The organism is Paenibacillus filicis (assembly GCF_038070315.1).
Lineage (GTDB): Bacteria > Bacillota > Bacilli > Paenibacillales > NBRC-103111 > Paenibacillus_G > Paenibacillus_G filicis.
The window spans coordinates 196,909-221,096 of sequence record NZ_JBBPCC010000005.1; the positions used below are offsets into that span (position 1 = coordinate 196,909).

21 protein-coding genes are annotated in these 24,188 nt (G+C 52.1%); 5 read left to right on the forward strand and 16 right to left on the reverse strand.

Annotated elements, in window-relative coordinates; genetic code table 11:
• Nucleotides 1-129 precede the first annotated feature (129 nt).
• From WMW72_RS10255 to WMW72_RS10275, 5 genes are all read right to left on the reverse strand, one after another.
• Nucleotides 130-1,647, reverse strand: a complete 1,518-nt coding sequence (locus tag WMW72_RS10255) for a response regulator (RefSeq protein WP_341415349.1) — start codon at nucleotides 1,645-1,647, stop codon at nucleotides 130-132.
• Complete coding sequence (locus tag WMW72_RS10260) at nucleotides 1,640-3,469, reverse strand: sensor histidine kinase (protein WP_341415350.1); 1,830 nt, start codon at nucleotides 3,467-3,469, stop codon at nucleotides 1,640-1,642. Before WMW72_RS10260 ends, WMW72_RS10255 begins: the two co-directional genes overlap by 8 nt.
• A gap of 172 nt (nucleotides 3,470-3,641) precedes the next feature.
• A complete protein-coding gene (mgrA, locus tag WMW72_RS10265) occupies nucleotides 3,642-4,631 on the reverse strand; it encodes an L-glyceraldehyde 3-phosphate reductase (RefSeq protein ID WP_341415351.1) in 990 nt (329 codons plus the stop codon).
• Nucleotides 4,632-4,746: 115 nt separating this feature from the next.
• Complete coding sequence (locus WMW72_RS10270; RefSeq protein ID WP_341415352.1) at nucleotides 4,747-5,598, reverse strand: AraC family transcriptional regulator; 852 nt, start codon at nucleotides 5,596-5,598, stop codon at nucleotides 4,747-4,749.
• Nucleotides 5,599-5,648: 50 nt separating this feature from the next.
• A complete protein-coding gene (locus WMW72_RS10275; RefSeq protein ID WP_341415353.1) occupies nucleotides 5,649-6,509 on the reverse strand; it encodes a helix-turn-helix domain-containing protein in 861 nt (286 codons plus the stop codon).
• A gap of 199 nt (nucleotides 6,510-6,708) precedes the next feature.
• Between WMW72_RS10275 and WMW72_RS10280 the strand changes: the two genes are divergently transcribed.
• From WMW72_RS10280 to WMW72_RS10300, 5 genes are all read left to right on the forward strand, one after another.
• Nucleotides 6,709-7,392, forward strand: coding sequence for a hypothetical protein (locus tag WMW72_RS10280; RefSeq protein ID WP_341415354.1), 684 nt, complete (start codon nucleotides 6,709-6,711; stop codon nucleotides 7,390-7,392).
• The gene (locus WMW72_RS10285) at nucleotides 7,364-9,115 is read left to right on the forward strand and encodes a glycosyl hydrolase family 95 catalytic domain-containing protein (protein ID WP_341415355.1); all 1,752 of its coding nucleotides are present in this window, start codon (nucleotides 7,364-7,366) and stop codon (nucleotides 9,113-9,115) included. The genes WMW72_RS10280 and WMW72_RS10285 overlap by 29 nt, the downstream gene beginning before the upstream one ends.
• A gap of 218 nt (nucleotides 9,116-9,333) precedes the next feature.
• On the forward strand, nucleotides 9,334-10,299 hold the full coding sequence (locus tag WMW72_RS10290; RefSeq protein WP_341415356.1) for an SDR family NAD(P)-dependent oxidoreductase: 966 nt from the start codon (nucleotides 9,334-9,336) through the stop codon (nucleotides 10,297-10,299).
• A gap of 63 nt (nucleotides 10,300-10,362) precedes the next feature.
• Nucleotides 10,363-11,835: a DHA2 family efflux MFS transporter permease subunit gene (locus WMW72_RS10295; RefSeq protein WP_341415357.1), complete on the forward strand. Its 1,473-nt coding sequence runs from the start codon at nucleotides 10,363-10,365 to the stop codon at nucleotides 11,833-11,835.
• Nucleotides 11,828-13,303: a multicopper oxidase family protein gene (locus WMW72_RS10300; protein WP_341415358.1), complete on the forward strand. Its 1,476-nt coding sequence runs from the start codon at nucleotides 11,828-11,830 to the stop codon at nucleotides 13,301-13,303. Before WMW72_RS10295 ends, WMW72_RS10300 begins: the two co-directional genes overlap by 8 nt.
• Before the next feature lie 26 nt (nucleotides 13,304-13,329).
• On the opposite strand, the gene WMW72_RS10305 is transcribed toward WMW72_RS10300, so the two are convergent.
• From WMW72_RS10305 to WMW72_RS10355, 11 genes are all read right to left on the reverse strand, one after another.
• Entirely contained in the window at nucleotides 13,330-14,010 is a 681-nt protein-coding gene (locus tag WMW72_RS10305; protein ID WP_341415359.1) for a TetR/AcrR family transcriptional regulator, read from the reverse strand.
• Nucleotides 14,011-14,064: 54 nt separating this feature from the next.
• On the reverse strand, nucleotides 14,065-14,784 hold the full coding sequence (locus WMW72_RS10310) for an MBL fold metallo-hydrolase (protein WP_341415360.1): 720 nt from the start codon (nucleotides 14,782-14,784) through the stop codon (nucleotides 14,065-14,067).
• An 81-nt stretch (nucleotides 14,785-14,865) separates the two neighbouring features.
• Nucleotides 14,866-16,026: an FAD-dependent oxidoreductase gene (locus tag WMW72_RS10315; protein ID WP_341415361.1), complete on the reverse strand. Its 1,161-nt coding sequence runs from the start codon at nucleotides 16,024-16,026 to the stop codon at nucleotides 14,866-14,868.
• A 63-nt stretch (nucleotides 16,027-16,089) separates the two neighbouring features.
• Nucleotides 16,090-17,499, reverse strand: a complete 1,410-nt coding sequence (locus WMW72_RS10320; protein ID WP_341415362.1) for an MDR family MFS transporter — start codon at nucleotides 17,497-17,499, stop codon at nucleotides 16,090-16,092.
• Nucleotides 17,500-17,742: 243 nt separating this feature from the next.
• On the reverse strand, nucleotides 17,743-18,852 hold the full coding sequence (locus WMW72_RS10325; protein ID WP_341415363.1) for a Gfo/Idh/MocA family protein: 1,110 nt from the start codon (nucleotides 18,850-18,852) through the stop codon (nucleotides 17,743-17,745).
• A gap of 40 nt (nucleotides 18,853-18,892) precedes the next feature.
• Nucleotides 18,893-19,267, reverse strand: coding sequence for a VOC family protein (locus WMW72_RS10330; protein WP_341415364.1), 375 nt, complete (start codon nucleotides 19,265-19,267; stop codon nucleotides 18,893-18,895).
• Between the two features lie 19 nt (nucleotides 19,268-19,286).
• Nucleotides 19,287-20,060, reverse strand: a complete 774-nt coding sequence (locus tag WMW72_RS10335) for a sugar phosphate isomerase/epimerase family protein (RefSeq protein ID WP_341415365.1) — start codon at nucleotides 20,058-20,060, stop codon at nucleotides 19,287-19,289.
• 54 nt (nucleotides 20,061-20,114) lie between these two features.
• Nucleotides 20,115-20,993, reverse strand: coding sequence for a carbohydrate ABC transporter permease (locus WMW72_RS10340; protein WP_341415366.1), 879 nt, complete (start codon nucleotides 20,991-20,993; stop codon nucleotides 20,115-20,117).
• Between the two features lie 14 nt (nucleotides 20,994-21,007).
• Entirely contained in the window at nucleotides 21,008-21,811 is an 804-nt protein-coding gene (locus WMW72_RS10345) for a carbohydrate ABC transporter permease (RefSeq protein ID WP_341415367.1), read from the reverse strand.
• A 235-nt stretch (nucleotides 21,812-22,046) separates the two neighbouring features.
• Entirely contained in the window at nucleotides 22,047-23,423 is a 1,377-nt protein-coding gene (locus WMW72_RS10350) for an ABC transporter substrate-binding protein (protein WP_341415368.1), read from the reverse strand.
• Nucleotides 23,424-23,440: 17 nt separating this feature from the next.
• Nucleotides 23,441-24,178, reverse strand: coding sequence for a ThuA domain-containing protein (locus WMW72_RS10355; RefSeq protein ID WP_341415370.1), 738 nt, complete (start codon nucleotides 24,176-24,178; stop codon nucleotides 23,441-23,443).
• Between the last annotated feature and the right edge of the window lie 10 nt (nucleotides 24,179-24,188).

Below are 24,188 nucleotides of genomic sequence, written 5' to 3' on the forward strand. Positions count from 1 at the left end.
GAAAGCTTTGTTTTTGTAAATCCCCGAAGGGCTACATTTACAGTAACTCATGAAAGCATTTGCAAATAGACGATAAATTAAATGATCCATGTACAAATCAAAGAAAAAAGGACTGCACTCCAGTTTTCCCTAGAGCAGTCCTCGATAATCCGTAGGCGAGATCCCCACGTACTTCTTGAATTGTTTATAGAAATAACCCACTTCCCAATAGCCTACGTCCTTGGCGATCGTGTGGACCTTGGCCTGCGTCGTCTTGAGCAGCTCCTTCGCTTTCTCGATCCTGTAGCGGTTGATATATTCGGTAAAGGACTCGTTCGTTTCTTTGGTAAACAGCTGTCCCAGATACACCGGATGAATACTGTAGTGGGCTCCCAGCATCTTAAGAGACAGCTCTTCCGCATACGATTGATGGATGTATTTCAATACCTGCTGTACAATCGGACTTCGCACATCTGAAATTAAAAAGCCAACGGTCGTCTCCGCGATCTCCAGGATCTCCTTCTCCAGCTCCTCCAGCGTGACAGCAGCTCGAACCTGCTGCAGCGCTTGATTGTAAACAGCCGTCTCCTCCGTATGGCGGATCGCTTTCAGCTCTAATTTGAAATGAATCACCATCTCAAAGGCAATGTCCTGAAAGTCCTGCGGCGTGATGCCCGGGAGCGCCTGCAGCCGCTTGAAGTCGCATTGAATCTGCTCGCAAAGCTTGGCCTGATCCTTGGCGACGATCAGCTTGGCATAGGCCGGCCAATCGATTAAGGAGAAATCCGCCTGCGGATTTCCTTGGCGAGCCGCCAGCTCTCGGGCATCGATCATGGAAAGCTCCGGGTAAATCCAGAAGTATTCCTGTGCCTTCTTGGCTGTGGTATAGCTCTGTCCCGCCTGCTCGCCCAACTCCTCCACGCTCCCTATCGCGATGCGGAGCGAACGGTTCGGCAGCCCGGCCTGAAGCTCCCGGAGCCAAGCCGTCAGCTCCTGCCTCCCTCGGTCGGCATCGTCCAGCCCGGCCAGCAGCACGATATCTCCATCCAGATCGTAGAACGCGGTCATCCCGTCCCTGGACTCCGCCTTGGCCGCTATAACGTCCATCACTTCGGCAGCCTCCTCTGTCCGAATGACCGAGACCGCCATATAGGGGCTGTCGAGACTCAGGCCGAGAAGCTCGGCGCGCTCGGAGAACTCCAGGGGCGCGATCTGGTTCGTGAGCCAACGGTGCAGGGTATTATCCTTGAGAATTTGCTGGCTGTAAGCCTGCAGGGACAATGTTTCTTGAACGGAGTTCAGCTTCTCGACCGCTGCCTTCAGTGTCGCCTTCAGCTCCTGGATATTGACGGGCTTGAGCAAATAGTTTTCGATGCCGAGCCCCATGCCCTCTTTGAGATAGTCAAAGTCATCGAAGCCGCTAAGCACGATGGCCAGCAATCCAGGGTGAACGCTTCTGGCTCCGCGAATCAAGTCGAGACCGTTCATCACCGGCATCGAGATATCCGTTAGCAGGATGTCCACCGGCATGTGCTTCAAAGCGTCCAGTGCCCTCTGCCCGTTGCTCGCATGTCCTACCAGCTCCAGCCCCGCCTCCGCCCAATCGATAATATCGTACAAGCCTTCGATGATGAAGGGCTCGTCATCGGCCAGAAAAACCTTAAACATCGTATCCTCCCTTTCCGTCATCCAGCGGCAGCCAGATGTCCACCGTTGTGCCTTGCCCAGGCTCGCTGCGCATGTCTAGTCCGTACCTGCTGCCGTAGAGCAGCTTAAGACGCTGATTGATGCTGCGCAGACCGAAGGATTCACCTTCTTTTTCCTCCGTTTGCAGGAACTTCTTCATTTGGCTCAACCGCTCGGCGCTCATGCCGTTCCCGTTGTCCTCCACCTGGACATGCAGGAAATCGTCCGTTTGTTTCACTCGGATCTCCAGTCTGTTGTCGTGGCTTTCGGCGCGCAGCCCATGCACGATATAATTCTCGATCACCGGCTGAAGCGACATTTTCATGATGCGATAGATGCCCAGCCTGCGGTCCCAGTCGATGGAATACGTAAATTTATCCTTATAGCGGATCTGGAATAGCTCCAGATACAAGCGGCAAGCCTCCAGCTCGTCCTTCAACGTATACTGTTTCTTCTGCTGGACAAAGCTGCGGAATAACGCCGATAAGCTGTAGATCATCTCGCCCACGTCATGCGCGCCTTGAGAGACCGCCCGCATGCGGATCACTTCCAGCGTATTGTACAGAAAATGCGGGTTGACGCGAGCCTGCAAAGCCGACAGCTCCGTATGCTTCTGCTTGATATCGGCCTTGTACACGCGGTCGATATATTGGTTCAATTCATCGATCATCTCGTTAAAGCTGCGGGAAATTTGGCCCAGCTCGTCCTCGCGCACATCCCGGATCCGCGCGCTCAGATCGCCCTGCTTGACCTTCCGGGTGAACCGGATAATCTGCTGGGTCCGCTTGTTTACGTTCAGGACAACCAGAGACGGAAGCAGGATCAGCAGCAGGATACAGACCCCGCTGATCGTAAAAATCGTCGTCCCGATTCGCCGCGACGCGGCTGCCAGCTCCTCCTTCGGGATGATGCCGAGCACGATGAAATCTCCCTTGCTTTGGGTCAGCTTGGTGACATAGGCCGACTGATTGAAATCGCTGTTCTCATAGAGCGAGCCCAATTGCTCCATATAAGGAAAAGGCTTGCCGTAGTATTGATCGGAGGAGTCGAAGATAACTCCGCCATCGGGAGCAATGACGAGCATCGTCCCTTTTAGCTCCTCCTTCTCATTGGCCAATACCTTCCAGATGCCGTCCGAGCTGAAGAAAACGACCTGCTGCCCAATGTTTTTCAACGTCTGCTTATCGTTGATCGGCGAGCGGATGGAATACAGACGATTGTTCCACTGATTGGCTGCCGTGCGAAGCCAGACGTTGGGCAAGGTTACACTCTTGCTATCCAGCGCCATCGCCTCAGGAACGTAGGAATAGGTCGCCTGGGCCGGGATCAGCTGCAATTGCCGCTCGCGCCCCAGCACATACAAAAACTGCTGATCCACGCTGTACAGCATCAAACTCTGTATATCCGCATCGTCCTCCAGCCGATTACGAAAATACTGCAAGCCGTCATGCCACGTTCCAGTTCCGCCCGGACTGTTCTTGAACTGTTCGAGACTATGCTGGATATATTCCTGGAAAGGGTTCTGCAGCATAAAGGAGACTCCCGCGGCAAGTGAACTATCCCGGTATAGCCCGAATAGAATGGCTTGCGCCGATTCGTATTTCTCTCCCAAGTAGTTATTCACGTTCGTCATGGCTTTCTTCTGAATATCCAGCTCACGATTGATCGCCGCTTGCGACATCGTGTGATACATGAAGTAGGAAAAGGAAATGATCGTGATCACCGTGATCAGCGAGAACAGGAGCAGCAGGCGCATGAATAAGTTTTTTCTGAAGTAGGTTACATACATAGAGACAAACCTCATTCCACCACCCTCTCCCGCTCTTGATCGGATTTCATTATAGCATGACCGGTGCGGCCTTTGAAAAGTACAGCTCTTTCATCACGCGCACATACAGAAAGACGGTCAAGGGGAGCCTGAGCAGCTTGGCGCTGCTGCGACGCTCCCTTGACCGTCTCTTCTTTCGTATTCTTGCTTATCCGCGCAAAATCGCTTCGATCCGCTCCAGCTCCTCGGCGCTAAGCTCCGGCGCATTCAAGGAAGCGACCGCATCCTCGATCTGGCCCACCTTGCTGGCGCCGATCAGAGCCGAGGTCACTCGGCCGCCGCGAAGCACCCAGGAGAGGGCCAGCTGCGACATTTTCTGGCCGCGCTCGGCAGCCAGCTCGTTCAGCTTGCGCACCTTGCCGATAACGTCCTCCGTGATCTCCTTCTCGGAGAGGAAGACGCTCGGTCCGGCAGCGCGGGAATCGGCTGCGATACCGTTCAGGTAACGGTCGGTCAAGATGCCTTTCTGCAGCGGGGAAAACACGATGCTGCCGATGCCTTCTTCGTCGAGGACATCCTGCAAGCCGTCTTCGATCCAGCGGGACAGCATAGAGTAGTTCGGCTGATGAATCAGGCACGGAGTTCCGAGCTGACGCAGGATCTGGGACGCCTTGCGGGTATCCTCGGCCTTGTAATTGGAGATACCGACATACAGCGCCTTGCCTTGGCGGACAATGAGATCCAGCGCGGACATGGTTTCTTCCAGCGGCGTGTTAGGGTCCGGGCGGTGGTGGTAGTAAATATCCACGTAGTCCAGGCCCATCCGTTTCAGGCTTTGATCCAGGCTGGCTACGAGGTTTTTCTTGGAGCCCCATTCCCCGTATGGGCCCGGCCACATATAATAGCCGGCTTTGGTGGAAATTATAAGCTCGTCCCGATAAGGGGCGAAATCCTTGCGCAGGATTTGGCCGAAAGTCTCTTCGGCAGAGCCGGCAGGCGGCCCGTAGTTATTGGCCAGGTCGAAGTGGGTAATGCCCAGATCGAAGGCTCTACGGACCATCGCTCTGCCGTTCTCTAATGTGTCGATGCCGCCAAAGTTATGCCACAGACCGAGCGAGATGGCCGGCAGACGCAGGCCGCTGCGGCCTGTCCGATTATATGTCATATTGTCGTATCGGGTGGAGCTGGCGTTGTACATGTAGGTTCCTCCTTAAGTTAGCGGAAGCGTAACGGCTGACGCGCTGCATGATTTCCTTTACGTTCTTCATTGTAGCGAAAAGAAACGTCCAAACGTATGTCAGCAAGGAAGGAATTTATAGCACAATGTCTGATTCGCGATGCTGCAGCCTGTATCCTCGCGGCGAGCAGCCCTTCACCTTCTTGAACATGCGTGAGAACAGCAGCGGGTCTTGGTAGCCGACGGAACGCGAGATTTCCGCAATGGTGCAGGGCGTCTCTGCCAGCAGCTGGCAGGCTTTAGCGATCCGGTAGTTCAGCAGGTACTGCTGAGGCGGCAGTCCGACGGCTTGCTTGAACAGCGCAGACATATATTTGCGGTCGAGCTTGAGGGCGTCGGACATCATCTCCATCGTCATGTTTTCGCAGTAATGCGAATGCAGGAAATGCAGGCATTGCTCGACGTACACGCTTTTCTGCCGCGGCATAGGCAGCAGGTCCGGCGCGGCTGGAACGGTCTGGAGCAGCAGAGAGAAAAACTCATACAGGATAGCCTTTAAGGCGAGACCCAGACCGTCCGCGTCCGCATCCACCGCTGAGGTCAGCCGTGTATATAAACTCGGCATGAGCTGGCCGTCCATCGGGAATACCGGACAGTCGGGCGACAATGAGGTCTTGGATAAAATCGACTCCACCTGCTCCCCGCTAAAGCCGATCCAGGAATACGACCAAGGATGGGTCTGATCGGCGGCATAGTAGGTAACCATATGGGGATACACCAGGAAGGCTTGTCCGGCGGTGAGGACATGGCGGCACCCGGCCACCTCGACCGCTCCGGTGCCCGCATGGATAAAGTGGATTTTATAATGGTCCCGTACACCGGGCCCGAATGCATGACCGGGTACGCATTGCTCGCGTCCCCAGTAGTGAAGATGCAGGTCGGGCGCACTCCGGAAAGGTCGTTCCGGGTTATAGTGATGGATAGCCATGACTGTTCAGCCTCTTTCAGCATAAGATGGTCCTTCACTGGCAGTTGCTCTTATGAACGCGACCGGTAACGAGCCGGGGACTCGCCTGTTACCTGATGGAACAGCCGCGAGAAGTAATGGACGGAGCTAAAGTGATACTTGGCCGCGATTTCCGTAATCGTTAGAGTGGTGTGCAGCAGATCCTCCTTCGCCCGCCCGATGCGAAACCGATGCATGTATTGAACGGGCGAGCAGCCGGTGGATTTGCGAAACAGCTCGAAGAAATGCCCGCGGCTCATCTTCAAGCTCTTGTAGTAAACCTCCAGCGGCTTGGGTGCGTCATGCAGCAGATCCTGCTCTATCATCTCCAGCAGCCGGTTGATTCGCCGGTCCGGAATCTGCCGGTCCTTCAGCAGACTGTTCAGAAAATAATCGATAAACGTTTGGAAGTTTCGTTGAGTCATTAGACTGCGCAGGAAGGTCTGCTCATGGGTGAAGCTCGCCGTCTTGTAAAAGTTCAGAAACAGGTCCTCCCAGACGCGCAGCGATTCCACCCTCCATATCTCAGGAAGGGGATATGGAAAAGACGGCCCCACCAGCTCCTCTAAGAGCGGCTGGGGCGGATAGCATACGGGACATGCCGTATCAAATGCCGGTTTCCGCTCCACATAATGCCAGTCGAAATAACAACAGACCTGCACCATCGGCTCCTCGGGATCAGCCAGCCATTCATGAGGCTGTCCAGCCGGGATGTACACCAGCGAGCCTGGGCCCAATCTCTCTCTCCGCTCGCGGGTCGTCAGTATTCCATATCCTTCACTCATCAAGTAAATGGAGCTGGTGTAGCAGATCCTCGGTGCGCTGGACTGTCCTTTGTAAAAAGGATACCGGGTCGCGAGATATACATAGGGATGCAAAGAAGCAAAGTCCATTGGCGGGCTCCCTCCCGTATCCGCTCTATTTTCCCTTATTGTAACTCCTTGGCTTGAAGGTTCGCAAAGCAATAGATGTACATCGGAAGAACTTATCCGACGATCGTGCAACTCATGGACGACCAGATAAATACAAAGGCCTCCTCCTTTTGTTACATTGGCAGCAGCAACTAGTTTTGGGAAAAGAGGAGCTAATCCAATGCCAATGCGGGATAAGCAAGCCAACCATTTAGCTATGAACAATAGGGGGTACGAACAAGCGGGACAACATCCGATTCAGTTTGACGGGCCGGCGCCGGATTTTTTCGAAGGCGCTCTGCTGGGAAACGGGGGCCTGGGGGTTGTCGTCACGACGCGACCGGATGCGGTGCTTCTGCATCTGGGCCACAATAATGTCTGGGATATTCGTATCGCCGAGAACCACCGAGATGAGATCATGACTTTCCAGGAGGTGTTTGAACGACTGTCGGTCCTCCCCGATGATCTGACACCGCTCACGGACCATCCATGGTATCAAGCCTATTGCAAGATGGCTGGCGAAAATTACAGCAAAGCCTATCCCAAGCCCATGCCCTGCGGCACGCTGCTGCTCCGGTATGACCGCCGGATGGCGGAAGTGCTGGGACATACCGTGCATATCGAAGACGGGAGATGCACGGTGGACTTCCTGTTCGAGGATCGACCGGTAGTCTTCGAGCTATTTGTAGAGGGGAAGCATGACCGGATTTGGATGAAAACCACGGACGCGGTAAGCGGCGCAGCCGTTCCGCTGTTCACCAACATCCAAATTAATTCCCGATCCCGAGACACCTCCGGAATTTCCCCAGGCCGAAGTCACAAAGGACGCAGCAGGTGTGCTGTCATTCATACAGATTCTGCCTGATGTAGAGCATCCTACTGTCCCGTACACGCACCATGAGAAGGACAAGGCCTTTCGACTGGCGGTAAGGACATCCGGCCCTGTAGAGTGTGATCTGCTCCCGACGGAGGCCGGCATACTGGCCTGCGCCGAGCTGTGGGAGGGGCCAAGCAGTGACATTCAAGCGAGATTGGGACGGCTGGTACCGCCCGAGCTTGACGGATACGGGGCCGCTAAGGCAGAAACGGCCGATTGGTGGTCTGACTATTGGAGCCGATCCGCTGTTGTGCTGGAGGATCAATTTCTGGAGCGGATTTGGTACCACAATCTGTATTTCTTTAATTGTGCGGTGAAGGAAGGCGTCACTTGCCCGGGTCTCTTCGCCAACTGGAGCTATCGGACCATCGGGGCCGACTGGCATGGCGATTACCACATGAACTACAATACCCAGCAGCCGTTCTGGCTGGCCTTCTCCAGCAATCATCTGGACAAGCATCTGCCTTACGTCGATATGGTCGATCATGTGCTTCCCGTCAGCCGCTCTTGGGCCAAGGAATATTATGGTCTCCGCGGCGCCTATTTCCCCCACTCCGCCTACCCGGTGGATATGACCATGATGCCGTACCCGGTGCCGCACTGGGGCTGGGAAATCTGCGAAACGCCCTGGACGGTGCAAAGCCTCTGGTGGCATTATCTTTACTCCATGGATCAAGATTTTCTGCAGAACCGGGCCTTCCAGCCGATCAAGGAGGCCGCTCTGTTCATGGTCGATTATATGAAGCGCCCCGAGGCGCAAGGGGCACGCTGGGGTGACGACAAGCATCACATCTTTCCTACTGTTGTGCCAGAGCTTTATGAGATCACGCCCGGGTTCGCGAAGAATAGCGACTGCCTGATCGATCTGACGCTGACCCGCTTTCTGCTCCACGCCTTTTCGGAAGCATGCGTGGTGCTGGGCATGGAAGAGGCTGAGCAAGACCTGCTGCTGGAAGCGGAGAACATCTTGAATCACTTCCCAGACTACCCTACCGCAGAGTCGAAGCTTGGGAGCGTCTTCGTCTCCGTAGAGGGCGAAAGCCCGGAGGTCGTCTACAATGTGCCGATTTCGGTGACCACCGTTTTTCCGGGCGAAGACCACGGGCTGCACTCGCCGGAAGAAGATTACCGGACGGCAGTGAATTCGTACCTGAATCACCGGAACGAAGGCGGCAATGAGCTGGTGTTCTATCACATGGCCGGCGCCCGCCTCGGTGTGCTGGATCTGGAACGCTTCAAGCGTCAGATCCGGTACTGCCTGCTCCCGAACGGCACTTGTACCGACCGGGTTCTGATGAGCGGAGGCCGTTACGCAGATACGGATAATTTCGACTTTATGTCACGGATGGGCATCTGGTTCGAGAATTTCGCTCTGCCTGCTGTCATCAATGAATGTCTGCTGCAGAGCAATAACGGACATCTGCGCTTCTTCCCTAACTGGCCGGAGACTCAGGCTGCAAAGTTCCACACGCTTCGGGCTGTCGGGGGCTTTCTCGTAAGTGCAGCCTTCGCGAATGGCGAGGCCACGTGGATCGAAATCATCAGTGAAGCCGGTTCGACTTTGTCCTTCTACATGCCCTGGGCGGATGGGGCCCTATGCACCTCTTCTACGGGAGAAACCCAAGTGGCTATAGGCCACATGTGGCAAATCCAGACGACACCTGGGGAGAGGATCACCCTGGTGAAAAATCAAACTAGCACCGTTCCATGACTCCCAGGCTGTACAGGTGTTCACAGCCCCTCCGATGGCTTAACCATGCTTAGAGCCAGTAACGCCAAGAAGTCACCGGTTGCGGCTTCTTGGCTTTGAGGTATTTAAGGAAAGAATCATTCTTTCCAAATTAGTGATTGACCAATCAATAACAACATGATATATTGATTTCAAGTTAGTGATTGATCAATAACAAATAATAATATGAGGTGATTCTCTTGAAAAAAGCATTGGTACTGGGAGCAACGGGAGGCACTGGCGCCGCCATTACGGAGGAGCTGGTTAAGCGAGGGATACGGACGGTTGCCTTCGGGCGGTCTCAGCAGAAGCTTGAGCTGCTTAGGAACAGGCTGGGTAACCCTGAGCATCTGGCGATCGCTGTAGGTGACGCGTTCCAACCCGATAGCATCGTAGCCGCTGCGGATGGCGTAGACGTTATCTTCCATTGTGCGAACGTACTGTATCACGAGATGGTAACTAAGCTGATTCCACTGGGTGAAGCGGTGATGGAAGCAGCGGATCGGCTAAGTCTCAAAGTCGTCGTCATCGATGGCATCTACCCCTATGGAAGAAGACAAATGGAACGGGCAACCGAAGAGCATCCGAAGCAGCCTCACACGAAGAAGGGCAAGACCAGGCTCGCCTACGAGAAGATGCTGTTCGATGCGAAATGGAGCCGGGCCAAGGTTTTGATCACCCGTTTGCCTGATTATTACGGCCCTACGGCCAATGAGGCTTCTTATCTCGGCTCTACGCTCGAGTCGATAGTCGCTGGTAAAATGGCGTTTTTCATTGGCAACATGCATGTTCCCCGGGAATTTATTTACTTGCCGGACGCGGCGTTCATGATTGCAGAGCTGGCGGGCAGGGATGAAGCTTATGGGCAGAACTGGAATATTCCAGGTGCAGGGTTAATCTCAGGTAAAGAGATCGTTCGGCTAGCCCGGCAAGCAAGCGGAAGCGCCAAACCGGTCTTGCCGCTAGGCAAAGTAGGGTTGTCTCTGCTCGGCATGTCCGTACCGGTCATGAAGGAAGTCGTGGAAATGCTTTATTTGACCGAAGAGCCGCTAGTCTTGAGTGGAGAGAAATATGAGCGCTTGATCGGACCGGCCAAGGCGACGAGGTTCGAAGAGGGATTTACGGCTACGATTCGTGCGCTGCAGAAGAAAAGTGCTCAATCTTAACGAGCTTCAGTAATTTATTAATCAATAACAAACTATGAAGGAGTGACTTGTTCAATGAGTTCTATGGCTAAACCCAGATCGGCAGCAGCCAGGGCCGTTTCATACCGCTGGTGGGCGCTCATCGTCCTGGCGCTTGCTCAATTTCTCGTCGTCCTGGATGCTTCCATCGTCAATATTGCGCTGCCGACCCTGGGCGCGGAGCTTCATCTGGATACGAATACGCTGAGCTGGGTCATCACCGCTTATGTCCTGCCGTTCGGAGGCTTGTTGCTGCTCGGCGGAAGACTTGGCGACCGATATGGGCATCGAAGGTTATTTATCGCCGGCGTCACCGGATTCGCGGTCGCCTCGGTCGCGGCAGGACTCGCTGCGTCGGGAGCATGGCTATTGACCTCGAGGGTCATTCAGGGCGCCTCAGCCGCGCTGCTTGCTCCGGCCGCACTCGCACTCGTCACCAAGCTATTTACAGTTCCACAAGACCGGGCGAAGGCGCTCGGCGTCTTGGGGGCGGTTGCCGGTATCGGCAGTGTCGCAGGCGTGCTGCTCGGAGGAGTCTTGACCTCTGCCTACGGCTGGCCGTCCGTGTTCTTCGTCAATGTACCTGTGGGTGTAGGGGTCATCACGGCAGCTCCATGGCTCATCGCCAGAGATACGCCAGGTAAGCGCACAAGTCTGGATATGCCGGGAGCCGTCACCGTTACCGGCGGCATTGTAAGCTTAGTAGCGGCCCTTTCTCTAGCGGAACAAGCAGGCGGGACTTCCCCCTGGACAGTATCGCTTGGCGGCGCAGCCATCGTGCTGCTTACCGCGTTCGTCTACATCGAGAAGTTCGCCAAGAGCCCCTTGATGCCATTAAACCTATTTCGCAAGAAGTCGGTGCTCGGCGGCAATTTGGCCATGTTCCTCATCGGTGGAGCGACCACGGGACTTTTCTTCGCCTTGTCGGTTTATATGCAGCAGGTGCTTCACTATGATGCCCTGAAAGCAGGGCTTACTCAGCTTCCACTCGCCGGAGCGCTTGTCGCCATCGCGGGAGTTATGCCTGCATTGCTCAAGAAGCTTGGCACGCAGCGGACTCTTGCAGCATCTTTACTTGTGTTTGCCTCAGGCACGGTATGGCTGTCTTTTGCCCCGAGCGATGCTTCCTTTGCCATTCACCTGCTGGGACCCAGCATCGTCATCGGAATCGGGATGGGAGGAGCTTTTGTCGCTGGGACGGAATGGGCCGTCCATGGAGTGGCGGATAGCGAGGCGGGGGTCGCCAGCGGCTTGATCAACACGAGCCAGCAAATCGGAGGAGCTATCGGGCTTGCTGTACTGGCGACCGTATCGTCAAGCAGAACCCGGGATCTGCTGAGCCATGGCGTGGCTGAGCCCGGTGCGCTGACCGGAGGGTTTGCTTGGGTATTTATCGGAGCGGGCGTATTAGCTGTCATAGGCGCAATCCTTGTCCTCGCCGTTGTCCGCACTTCCCTATCCAGTTTGTTAGGAATCAATCCATTACTAACAAAAAAGCGGGTGAACGGTCTTGATTAAGAAGAAAAGCTCTAAGCATCCGATCTTTTACGGAATTTTGGTGCCGCTGCTGATCCTGATTGTTGGAGCGGCGAGCGTTTATTTCTGGCAAATGCGGCTTCAGAAGCCGGTGGAGATTAATATGGCCCACCATGAGCATGGCTTGGGCTCTGTCTCCCATACCGACCTACACGATCATTCGCCGACAGGTGTTTCCTGCGAGGCCATCACGGCCAAGGAGACAGGCGGACCTACCCGCAGCTTTGATATGACGGCTGCACGAACAACTCTGCAGTTGGATAACGGGCAGACGGTCGAAGCCTGGACCTTCAACGGCTCTGCTCCAGGGCCGGAGCTCCGGGTCATCGAAGGCGACCGGGTGGTCGTTACGCTCCACAACAAGGACATCAAGGAAGGCATTACGCTTCACTGGCATGGGATTAACGTTCCTTGCTCGCAGGATGGCGTTGCGGGGGTGACCCAGGACGCCGTACATCCGGGAGAACAATTTACATATACCTTTATCGCATCGGCTCCAGGCACTTACTGGTACCATTCCCATCAGATGAGCTCGGTTCAGGCGAAGAAGGGACTTCTCGGGTCAATTATCGTCGAGCCCAGGGAATCGGCCGCTACGTTATCACCCGCCAAGGAGGTCAACGCTCTTTATCAGCGGCTAGACTCCAGCCTCCTTCTGAACGGCAGCTCCAAGGGACTTGATGTACCGGCTCAGGCAGGCGAACAGGTAAGGCTCAGACTAACCAACGGAGACAACGAAACGATGAACTTCTCCGTAGACGGGGCACCCTTCCAGATTATCGCCATGGACGGCCGGGATTTGCACGAACCTGGTCTCTTGAAGGATGTAACCGTTCCGGTAGGAGCCGGTGGGCGCTACGATCTGCTTATTCGGCTTCCCGAGTCCGGCAAAGTCATCGTAAGAAACCAATCGTTCGAAGGACTATCGATGACGCTCGGCAGTGGCAGCATGCCGGAACGGGCAGACGCCCGAACGATGTTCTCATTCGCCGAATACGGCACCCCACAGGAGGGCGATCCGCTCCCCACGCTCAAGCCAGATCGAAATTTCGTCCTCAAGCTCGGCCAATCCCTCTTCGTGAAGACGATCAACGGCCACGCGTTCCATGAGATTCCTCCCATGAGCGTGAAGGAAGGAGAGTTGGTGAGCATCACCCTTGTTCACGAGGGCGGCGGTGATCACCCGTTTCATATTCATGGTCATACCTTCCGAGTCATGAGCCGGAACGGTCTTCCCTTGAAGGGCAGTCCCATCTATCTGGACACACTTCTATTGAAGAATGGCGAATCCTATGAGGTGCAGTTGAAGGCCGATAACCCGGGCTTATGGATGGCGCATTGCCACAACCTCGGGCATGCGTCCTTGGGGATGACTATGATGATGAACTATGAGGGCATCTCGACGCCATTCCGGGTAGGGACCAAGTCCGGCAACCTTCCTGATTTGTAGAGGGAGTAAAACAGATGTATTGCTGTTCATTGATCCTGCTTTAATATGCCCTGCAAAATAACCTCCATGCCCCAAAGAAAACGCTCGTTATTCGAAGCATCGCCGGAAAACAATTCGTTTTTATGCGAATGAATGAACGGGAACTGCGAAGCGTCAGCAGATAAGTAAGCTTCTTTCATCAATGTAAACGATCGTTTCTCATTTTTGGCCCACGAAACATGTTCAAAAGCCGAGGAAGTAACATGCATCAATAGCAAATCCAGCCCCCAGGCTGCTGATGCGGCCTGCATGCCACTAGCCGCTAGCTGTTTTAGTAAATACTCCGATAAAGCCAGTGAATGGGGGCCCAGAGGCATCGTTGTCAAGGCAAGCTCGGCTACACCAGGGTCCTTATAAAGCACTTGCTGGTACGATATGAGTGCTGCAAACAGGTTGTTCTTCCATTCTTCGCTATCTGAATCGGGTAGTTTGACGCTGGCCAAGGCATAGTCCAGCACGTAGGAGCTTAATTCCTGCAAATCCTTCACATACACATAAAGGGAGGACGCCCCCGTGTCCAGAGTTTTGGCCACCTTACGCATGGTAAGACCTGAGATTCCTTCCTCTCTCAACAAAAGAAACGCTTGTTTGACAATGACTTCCTGACTGAGCGGCTCCTTCGCGGGCCGAGCACGGCGGCTGACAATGGTTCGATGGGTAGTGTTCATAATTTTCTTATACCATGTTTGCTCTTATTAGTAAAATCACATGCAACAAGCATGTTAGTCTTCCTCTTCACGCGAAGCGAGCCTGGAAATCCATGAGTTGGCATCCGTATCCAATACGCCTCCATGATAACAAATGATCTTCCGGATATCATATGCAGACAATTTCGCCAGTGAACGGTAGGCTTCCGGCAAATCAGGCGTTTGAGCTTCATTCGGTCCGTGCAGCTGCCCGCCCCGAACGACCATCGCATCGCCGGCGATCAGCGTCTTGCTGTCTGGATGATAGAGACTGATGTGACCGGGAGTATGTCCCGGCGTATGGATAACGATGAAACCTCCACCGACCTGTAATTCTTCACCGTCAGCAACCAAATGATCGATGCGAATCCCGTTTCTTGAAAAGTTAGCCCCAAACGCTTCAAGAATCTTGGGCAGAGGCTTGAGAAGCGGAAGCTTTCCTACTATATAAGGCGCATCGTCAGGGTGTGCAAATACTTCTACTCGCGGATTTATCTCTAGTATCTGTGGCAGATTGCCGATATGATCGATATCTTGATGGGTGATCATAACGCCACTCAACATCTCCAGTGATACGCCCGCAGACGACAACTGTGCGGTCAAATCCTCCATCATCCCCGGCATTCCCGTGTCAACCAGGTAATGGGTATCTCCTGATGAGATCAACGTTGGCGTGATCGTCCATACCCCTCCACCGGGCATCCCTGGCACAGAAAGACTCAAGTCGAGCGGCGTCAATTTTGTTTTCACGGTCATTTGTTTTCGCTGGCAGCACCGTCTCTATTCCACAGGACATACTGCCAGCTTCCCTCCTACTCGTATAAAGTGGATAAACGATTATTGCTCTGCATAGGATCTCATCAGCTCACCCAGCTTAGCCGCGGCGTTGTCGGAAAAAAAGAGCTCCATATTCGCCTTGGTTTCTGCTGCAGTGGCTCCGGCGTATTCGAACATCTTCAGCTCATACTGCCGCACAGCCGTATCTAGATCTTCATTATTAATAATGGATAGCGCAAGCTCAGCGCCGTCCAGCATCGCCAAGTTCGCACCGGCTCCGGCAAACGGCGACATGAGATGCGCGGCGTCTCCGATCAAGGTAACGCCGGACCTGCTCTCCCATGTATGCGGGACAGGCAGCATATAAATTCGCCTTGGCGTGATGACTCCATTTGCAGAAGTAATGTAATTTTGCAGCTCATCCGACCAGTCTGCAAACAACGCTAACAGTTTAGGCTTTGCTTTCTCCAGATCGTCGTAGGGGATATCCACGCTCTCCAAAAAATCGCGTTCTGCTTGAAAGCCCAAATACACACGAATCCGGCCGTCTCCATTCATCTGCGCCATGATTCCTTTACGATCATCCAGTGCATATACCGAACCCGGGCCGTTGAAAGCAGCAAGCTCTGGAGATCGATTCGCCGCGTCCAAAATGTTTAGTTCGATCATACTGACGCCAGAATATTCGGCCTTTGCCTCGCTCACGAGCGGCCGAATGCGGGAGAATGCCCCGTCTGCCGCCACAACCAGATCCACGACATCCATCTTTCCATTGTCGAAATGAAGTTCAAATTGACGATCGCCGACAGGGATCGCTTCTGAGCATTTGTATCCCCATTGAATAGTATCGGGCCGCAGTGAATCGAGCAATAAGTCGCGGAGGACGGTGCGGTCAATCTCGGGCCGCGAATAATGATCGGCATCAGGGACTTCATCCGCCGTGTCTTCATGATAGACCTTACCGCTTTTGTCCACAATTTTGCCGCTCTGTCCTTCAAACCGGCATACTTGGTGAAAAGCTTCAAGCAGACCGGCTGCTTGCAGCGCTTTTTGACCGGAATCTGTTTCAAGATCGAGCGTCCCTCCCTGCTGGCGCTCATAACGGGAAGCTTCGCCTTCATACACAACGGGGTTGTAGCCAGCCGTTTGCAGCACGCGAGCAAGCGTAAGCCCTCCGGGTCCAGCGCCGATAATAGCAATTCGTTTCGATGAATGGTTCATTTATTATCACTCCCAAAGTGGATTAGTTTTATTTCCCCTATAACGTACAGAAGCATGTGGAACTCAACTCTTCTTTTCTTTTTGGATGAACAAACTTACCAGCAAGGCCAGTCCGGCTACTCCGGCTGTGATCCAAAACGTATGCCCGAATGCGAGGCCCAGGTCTGCAGACGCATCGGTAGACAGTTGCTTAAGCTGCCGAGACAAGAACGCTGTTGTGATCGTGATGCCAAAGGAGGACATAATCTGCTGGGCCGAAGTCGTGATCGGCGTCACCCGGCTGACCAGCTCCCGCGGTGCCAGCTTCAGGATATGAGAGTTGATTTGCATCAATGTCAAGCCTTGGCCAAGACCGACAAAACCAAAACTGATCAACAGATACACGGATCCGGTCTGGGCTGAAATCTGTGTCAGGGCGAGCAAGCCTACCAACAATGAACTGATTCCCGCGATGACTACCGGACGAGCGCCATGCTTGTCAAATAATTTGCCGCCAATATTAATCCCTATAGTAGACATAATGGCTTGAGGAATGACGTACAGGCCCGCTTCAAATGGAGACAGTCCTTTGACCTGCTGGAGATACAACGGGAAGAGAAGCAAGCTTCCGAACAAGGCAATCTGATTCAGCCAGGCAAGAATCGCTCCGTGAAAAAACGGAAGCGAGCGGAAGACACGCAGCTCCAGCAGCGGCTGCTTTTGCCTGAGTTCAATGACGATAAATAGAAGGAGCGTTACGACGCCAATCACTAGCGTACCCAGGGCCAGTCCATCCGACCAGCCTTTTTCTCCCCCCTGATGAATACTGAATACAAGGGAGGCAAATGCTACAGGGGCCAGGAGCGCTCCTTTCACATCCAACTTCATCTCCTTGCCCGGGCTTGTTGAAGGAAGAAATTTGAACGCCATGAAGAATGCAAGCATACCGACTGGCAGGTTAATAATGAAGATCCAATGCCAGTTGACATATTCAATCAATGAACCGGATAAAATGGGACCCAGGATGGGAGCCAGAAGCATCGGAATGCCTAATATCCCCATGATCGATCCCCGCTTGTCTGGCGGAGCTATTCGGAAGGTTGTCGCGATCCCGATCGGAGCAACCATTCCTCCGCCCAATCCCTGAATGATCCGATAAATAATTAGCTGCTCAGGAGTTTGGGCAAGCGTACATAATATAGAACTAATCACAAACAACACGATGCTAGATAAGAATACTTTTTTCGCCCCGAATCGGTCAGAAAACCATCCAGCCAATGGAATAACTGCAGCAAGGGCGAGTGTGTAAGCGGTAATGACCCACTGAATGGTACCAAGTGTGGTACCGAAATGCTCGACAAGCTTGGGAACTGCAACATTCATGACTGTGCTGTCCAATATGACCAGAAACATACCGCTGGCAATGGCCAACAATGTCGGAAGGATCTGTCTGATCGAAAACTCCGATGATAGGGGCCTTGCGTTATCGCTCAATCCTTTCACTCTCCTTATCCAAGTAAGTCTTGATATTCATTTCCTGTGACAACTTAGTTATACCACAACGAACACTGTTCGTAAAGAACAATGTTCGTTTAAAGAAAACCTATGAAGCTTGTACTAAAAAAGCGGCTGAGCAAGGTGTTATTCCTGCCCAACCGCTTTTCACATATTGGTTTGCTGCTATAAAACCAGGTCAGCTGTTTCTTGGATTGCCTGAATAATGGGGGCTCAGGAGCATTATTCATCAAGCTGGTTGAATCTTAAACCAAGCGGTAACGGAACCGGACGATCGCACTTCATCTTGATCGGAACATGCTGCTCCGTATGGGAAGATTCGAAAATCCCAAACATGACGTTGAGTACATGCGTGGCCAAGCTGCCACTCGCCCGATGAGCTCTGCCGGATTGAATAGCGTAGGCCATATCGGCTAAGCCGATGCCCCGGCTCTGCTCTGTGATGCCATGGGATAATGGGAAGGTTACGATTTCCCCACTGCGCTGCTTCACTTGGATAGGACCCCCGAAGCCATTAGGGTCAGGTACATACAAGATGCCGTCCGTCCCGTAAATCTCCATGCGCGGTGTATAACCGAACCCTTCCTTAGCCGCAGTCAATGTAGCGATCACACCGCATTCAAAATCGAGTACCGCCGATGTGTTCATGGGCGCTCCAACGGCAACGGTATCCCCATATCGCGGGGACTTGGGATTCAGCAGCTTTAATTCCGTTCTGAGCTGGCCTGCAGTGCCGCTTACTTTGCGGACAGGACCCAGCATGGCGACAAAAGCGGTAATATAATAAACGCCTACGTCGAACAGCGGGTCTCCTCCTAAGGACAGAAAATTTTCAGGCGAGCGGTGTGTTCGGTCCGAGGCGTTGCCCGTTAAGATCAGCCCGCTGCCGCCGAATGGAGTGCCAATCCAGCCGTCATCAATCAGCTTAATGCAGGACTGGATGCCTCCTCCCAAAAACGTATCCGGCGCGCAGCCGACACGAAGCCCTTTTGACTCCGCAACGGCGAGCACTTTGTCTGCATCCTCCTGAGATAAAGCGAAAGGTTTTTCCGTGTACACATGTTTTCCCGCTTCAAGAGCTCTCAGGTTCAGCTCCGCATGGGCTTTCGGTACGGTCAAATTTAGTATCATTTCAATCTCAGGATCAGAGAGCATTTCCTCTACCGTACACACCTTAGGAATTTGGAACTGCTCTGCGTGCTGCTTGGCAAGCTCAGGAACAAGATCCGCACAAGCGGCAATTTCTAGAATATCTAATGATTCTGTACAAAACTTTAAATAAGTTTCACTTATAACCCCGCAGCCGATCAAGCCTACTTTCATTTTTCTCATTGAACAGGCACCGCCCATCTATTTTATGTAAATTTCACAGTCAGGCTCTAGAAACGTTAAACTCAATGACATTGCCGTCCGGGTCCGTGACGTAAACCTGATGCCACTCCGTAAGATTATTCGGCCTATCCATATATGGAATCGAAGCTTCATGGAGCATATCCAAAACATCCTGCATCCGATCCACACGGAGGGCGAAGTGACCATCCTTGTCATCAATGACGGTTGTTCCTCTTAATGTTCTCGCTTGATTGACAATGAGATGAAGCTGTGTAGGCCCCACGTCGTACCAGGCCCCTTTCGATGGGAAAGGGGGCCTGACCGTCTCCTTAAAACCAAGCATTACGCCATAAAACTGCGTCGCTTTTTCCAAATCGGTGACTGCGACAGAAACGTGATGAATGCCAGCGTACATGGGGGGATCTTCCTTTCACTTAGACGGCACCCGCTTCGTATCGTTCGGCCATCTTGTTCAGATTGTGCAGACTGGTTCTGATGCTGTCCATTGGATCGCCAAGACAAACATCCTGCTCTACGACCAGCCACTCTACTCCTGATTTCATGCACCAATCCAGAATCGGTTCAAAAGCAATGGTGCCTGTTCCTACGGGGGCAAACGTTTTTCTTTCGTCATTCGTCATATCCTTCAAATGAATGATGGGCATGCGTCCGGTGTAGGGCTGAATGAATGCGAGTGGATCCTTGCCGGCTTTTTTCACCCAATATACATCAATCTCAGCCAAGATCGGATTGCCATCCGTCGGATCCAGCATATATTCCAGCGCACTACGGCCGTCCAGCTTAGTTGCGAATTCAAAATCGTGGTTATGATAGCTGACCCGCAAGCCAAGAGGAGCCAGCTTATTCGCAGCATCCGTCAAAATCCTTTTCACTTTCCGGTATCCGTCTTCGTTTCTCCAGTCTTCAGTAAGATACGGACAAATCACATCTTTGGTTTGAAAAAGTCCGGCTTCCTTAACTATATGTTCTAAATCATGCTCAAACCGTTCGATCGGAACATGCATGCCTGCTGTCACGATCCCGATTTCCTTCGCAATCTGTGCCGCTTCCTCCGCCTTGTATTGGGAAGGAACCCGCATTTGTACACCGGCCCATCCCATCTGCTTAAGTTGTTTTAAAACTCCTGGGAAATCCTTCTCGATTTCATCTCTTAACGTGTACAGCTGTACAGCAAATTTGCTTCGCATACCTGTATTCCCCCTTCTTGGGCTCGTTTCGACTTGGACGGGTTATCTTAGGAGTTAACCTTTGGATCCGGAAATGACGATGCCCCGGATAAAATACTTTTGCATGAAGAAGAACAGCAATAAGGGTGGTAACACCGCTATCAATGACGCAGCCATCAGCAAATGCCAAGGCGTCTGTCCGAATGCGGCCGTAAAGTTCGCTAAACCAAGCGACAGCGGATATTTATCTCGTGTGTTCAAATAGATCAGCGGCCCCATCAAATCTTTCCAACGGTACATGAACTCCAAAATGCCTGCTGTAACCATTGCGGGTAGAGACAACGGCAGAATAATCCGGAAATACAAAATGAAATAGCCGCCACCGTCGATTTTTACAGCCTCGTCAAGCTCCCGCGAAATGCCCATATAAAACTGTCGAAGCAAAAAGATCAGAAACGCACTGCCCGCAATAGTCGGGATAATGAGCGGCAAATAAGAATCAAGCAGACCCAGTTTGTTGAAAATCAAATATTGCGGGATCATGACAACCTCATGGGGAATCATCATTGTACTCAGCACGACTGCAAACAATCCGGTTTTACCTCTGGCCCGCAACCGAGCGAAAGCAAACGCCACCAAGGAAGAGATAGAAACGGTAGTAAAGACAGTCACCAACGTGTACCAGCAAGTATTCCATAAAAATACATCAAAGGGAGCGTCACGGAATACTTGCACAAAGTTCCCCCATTGAGGCTGCCAAGGAATCCATGTTTGCGGAATTTGATGAATATCTCCTAGCGTCTTCAGGGACGTTGAAACCATCCAAACTAACGGAAAAGCAAACAAGCATAAAAATCCGATCAAAAATACATAGGCGATCGCCTTCTCCAGAGGGCTCAACTCGCCTACTCGATATATTCTTTTGTTTCGTGATTTGCCGATGCCATTGTTCAAATCCAATTCACCTCCTATTGCTTGCTATCGTTCTCGTAATGAACGACTTTACTGGAAATCCATAGGGACAGCATCGTTAAGATAAAGATAATGATGAACAAAATCCAAGCTTGGGCTGATGCATAACCCATCCGGAATTGCCCAAACGCCGTATCGAACAAATATAAAATATAGAAGAAGGAACCCCACTCCGGACCGCCTTTGGTGATCACGTATGCCTCGGTAAAAACTTGAAAAGAATGAATCAGCGTAACAATGCTGTTGAATAAAATAACCGGAGATATAAGCGGTACGGTGATTTTGAAAAACCGGGTCAGCCTCCCTGCTCCATCTATCGATGCCGACTCGTACAGCTCATCCGGCAAAGTCTGCAGGCTCGCCAAAAAAATGACGACCGTACTGCCAAGTGCCGTAAAACGCATCAAAACAAAGGATGGGACCACCCAATCTGCGCTTGTAAACCACCCTGGCCCTTTGACGCCGAACACTTGGAAAATAATTGAGTTCACGACGCCAAAGTCCGGATTTAGCAGCCACGACCAAAGAAACGCAATGGAAACTCCTGAAACGATCGTCGGCGCATAAAAGATCGTCCGGAAAAAGGGCTGCCCTTTTACTTTAAAATTTAACAGCACCGCCAGCAGCAGGCTGACGACAATCGTGAAGGGTACTGCCAGCAGTACATAATAAGCGGTAACCTTCAACGATTGATAAAACAAATTATCTTGAAACAAGTTGATATAATTCCCAAATCCGATCCATTGAGCAGATTCGATGACGTTATAGGAAGTAAAGCTGATGAACAGGGATGCAACCATCGGACCACCGACAAAACAAATGAATCCAACAACCCAAGGGGACAGGAACAACCAAAAGGCCCGTTCTTCCCTGCTCCGCTCACTTCTTACTTTTCGAGCTACTGAAATAACCTTGCGCTCAGATACCTGCTCTGTTATCAATGTAAGATCACCTCATCTTCCTTATGAGAAAACTACAGGAAGGCGGCAAAAAGCGTCCAAGCGCAGCTTTAGTCATCTTTTTGCCGCTCACCGGTTATTTTAGACTGCTTAAGTTTTGATCGACCGTTTTCAATCCTTCTTCAACGGGTATCTTGCCATTATAGATGGCGTCGATCGTTTGGTTGCTCGTGGTCAAAATCGTGGAGAATTTGACAATTTTGCTGTTGTCGGAAGGTCGGCCGAACGGGATCGAGCCTTCGTACACCTTCTTGATTTCGTCCATGCTTATGGATGCTACAGAAGTGGTCGCCTGATACCAATCCTGGGCCAGTTCCTGGTTGGCCGGGTAAGACATGCCAGCTTTCACATATTCCTTCGCCCCGTGAGCCGGATCGGTTAGATATTTAATAAATTCCCAAGATTCATCCGGGTGTTTCGACGTTTTGCCGATGGTCCACGGGTCTACATACAGCGTAACCTGCTTGCCGCCTCCCGGCGCGTAAGGTACTGCGGCGGCTCCCCATTTAAACTTGGCGTCCTTGTACGTTCTGAATCCCCAGCCCCCTTGGATGACCATCGCGACACGACCGGTCATAAACGGATCTCCGAGCTGGGATGCAGCGCTCAGCTGAGCCGGATTAGGAGAAACTTTATCCTTGTTGATCAGATCGTAGTTCGCCTGAATAGCAGCAATATTTTTGGGGTTTTTGGAAGCTTGCGGCTCCCCCATCACTCCCGAATCATACGCTTCTTTTGTAAAGAAATCGCCGCCGAACATCCATGCCGTCTTGTTGGCTGATTGGGCGTTCCATAAGCCAAACACTTGCTTGGCGGGATCGCCAACATTTTTCGTCAGCTTTTTGGCCGATTCGACCATCGCATTCCAATCCCATGCCTTATCGTTCCAATCCAAACTCGGATACGGAAGCTTGGCTTCATCAAACAATTCTTTGTTGTAGAACAGGAACGTCGACGTATTGGACATCGGCAGTCCGTAATATTTGCCATCATGCTTGTAGATGTTGAATAAATCGTCGGAAATCCCTTTATAAATAGCGCGGTCTTTCGTGATGTACGGGGTTAAATCCAGCAAGGCGTCCATGCTTTTGTAGGTGGGGTATCCGGAGTTGGACCAGTTGGGAGACCACACGTCGGGAATGTTTTTTCCAGCAATCATGGTCGTCAGCCGCTGATCGATTTCGGATTGGGGAATCACCTGGAGTTCAATTTTGATATGCGGATTTTTTTCTTCAAATCCCTTTACCATCATGTTGTACCAAGGCTCAACAGAAGGTTCGCTACGGACAAGCCATGTTAATTTCACTTGTTTTTTAGGCTCCTCCGCTTTAGGCGCCGCCGTATCCGGCTTTGTTGTGTTTGCCGGTGCGGATGAGCTGCAGCCAACTAAAGCAAGAGCAAGCACTTGAGATACGACCAACGCCTTAAACGATGATTTTTTAAGCGTTTTCAAAATGATCCCTCCATATTTTATAAGTTATAGGTGCCACCCTGCCCTACAGCTCCTGCATGCCCAAATACGATAGGAGATATGTCAAGCGGCTTAGCCCACTTTACCCCGTTTTGAATAACTCTTAGCACTTTTTCGTTGTAGAATGTAGGGTAAGTTTCATGACCGGGTCTGAAATAAAAGATTTTACCTTTCCCCCGGGTAAACGTACATCCGCTGCGGAATACTTCACCGCTTGAAAACCAGCTGACAAAAACCAATTCGTCCGGATCGGGAATATCGAAGATTTCGCCGTACATTTCTTCGTGCTCCAATTCAATATAATCCCCGATGCCCTCCGCGATAGGATGTCCGGGCTTCACGACCCATAGCCGTTCCATATCACCGGATTCGCGCCATTTCAGTCTGCAGTCCGAGCCTAGCAGCTTTTTAAAAATTTTGGAGTTGTGTCCGGAATGAAGGACGATTAATCCCATACCGGCGAGCACCTTCCTGCGTACTTTTTCCACGATCTCATCATCCACTTCATGATGGTGCATATGCCCCCACCAGATCAAAACGTCTGTGTTGTCTAAGGTTTGCTCCGTCAAGCCGTGCTCGGGCTGGTCAAGCGTAGCCGTAACCGCTTCCATTCCAACCTTGTTCAAATGGCTCGCTATAACCGTGTGAATGCCTTGCGGGTATACGTTCTTGACCTCTTCCATCGTCCGTTCGTGTACAAACTCATTCCAGACCGTCACTTTGATCTTGTTGTTCAAATCCAGGTCA

Bases quoted from the DNA above. Each gene is read 5' to 3' on its own strand.
- WMW72_RS10255 (WP_341415349.1), bottom strand. From the start codon at position 1,647: ATGTTTAAGGTTTTTCTGGCCGATGACGAGCCCTTCATCATCGAAGGC.
- WMW72_RS10260 (WP_341415350.1), bottom strand. From the start codon at position 3,469: ATGAGGTTTGTCTCTATGTATGTAACCTACTTCAGAAAAAACTTATTC.
- mgrA (WP_341415351.1), bottom strand. From the start codon at position 4,631: ATGTACAACGCCAGCTCCACCCGATACGACAATATGACATATAATCGG.
- WMW72_RS10270 (WP_341415352.1), bottom strand. From the start codon at position 5,598: ATGGCTATCCATCACTATAACCCGGAACGACCTTTCCGGAGTGCGCCC.
- WMW72_RS10275 (WP_341415353.1), bottom strand. From the start codon at position 6,509: ATGGACTTTGCTTCTTTGCATCCCTATGTATATCTCGCGACCCGGTAT.
- WMW72_RS10280 (WP_341415354.1), top strand. From the start codon at position 6,709: ATGCCAATGCGGGATAAGCAAGCCAACCATTTAGCTATGAACAATAGG.
- WMW72_RS10295 (WP_341415357.1), top strand. From the start codon at position 10,363: ATGGCTAAACCCAGATCGGCAGCAGCCAGGGCCGTTTCATACCGCTGG.
- WMW72_RS10305 (WP_341415359.1), bottom strand. From the start codon at position 14,010: ATGAACACTACCCATCGAACCATTGTCAGCCGCCGTGCTCGGCCCGCG.
- WMW72_RS10310 (WP_341415360.1), bottom strand. From the start codon at position 14,784: ATGACCGTGAAAACAAAATTGACGCCGCTCGACTTGAGTCTTTCTGTG.
- WMW72_RS10315 (WP_341415361.1), bottom strand. From the start codon at position 16,026: ATGAACCATTCATCGAAACGAATTGCTATTATCGGCGCTGGACCCGGA.
- WMW72_RS10325 (WP_341415363.1), bottom strand. From the start codon at position 18,852: ATGAGAAAAATGAAAGTAGGCTTGATCGGCTGCGGGGTTATAAGTGAA.
- WMW72_RS10330 (WP_341415364.1), bottom strand. From the start codon at position 19,267: ATGTACGCTGGCATTCATCACGTTTCTGTCGCAGTCACCGATTTGGAA.
- WMW72_RS10335 (WP_341415365.1), bottom strand. From the start codon at position 20,060: ATGCGAAGCAAATTTGCTGTACAGCTGTACACGTTAAGAGATGAAATC.
- WMW72_RS10345 (WP_341415367.1), bottom strand. From the start codon at position 21,811: ATGGTTGCATCCCTGTTCATCAGCTTTACTTCCTATAACGTCATCGAA.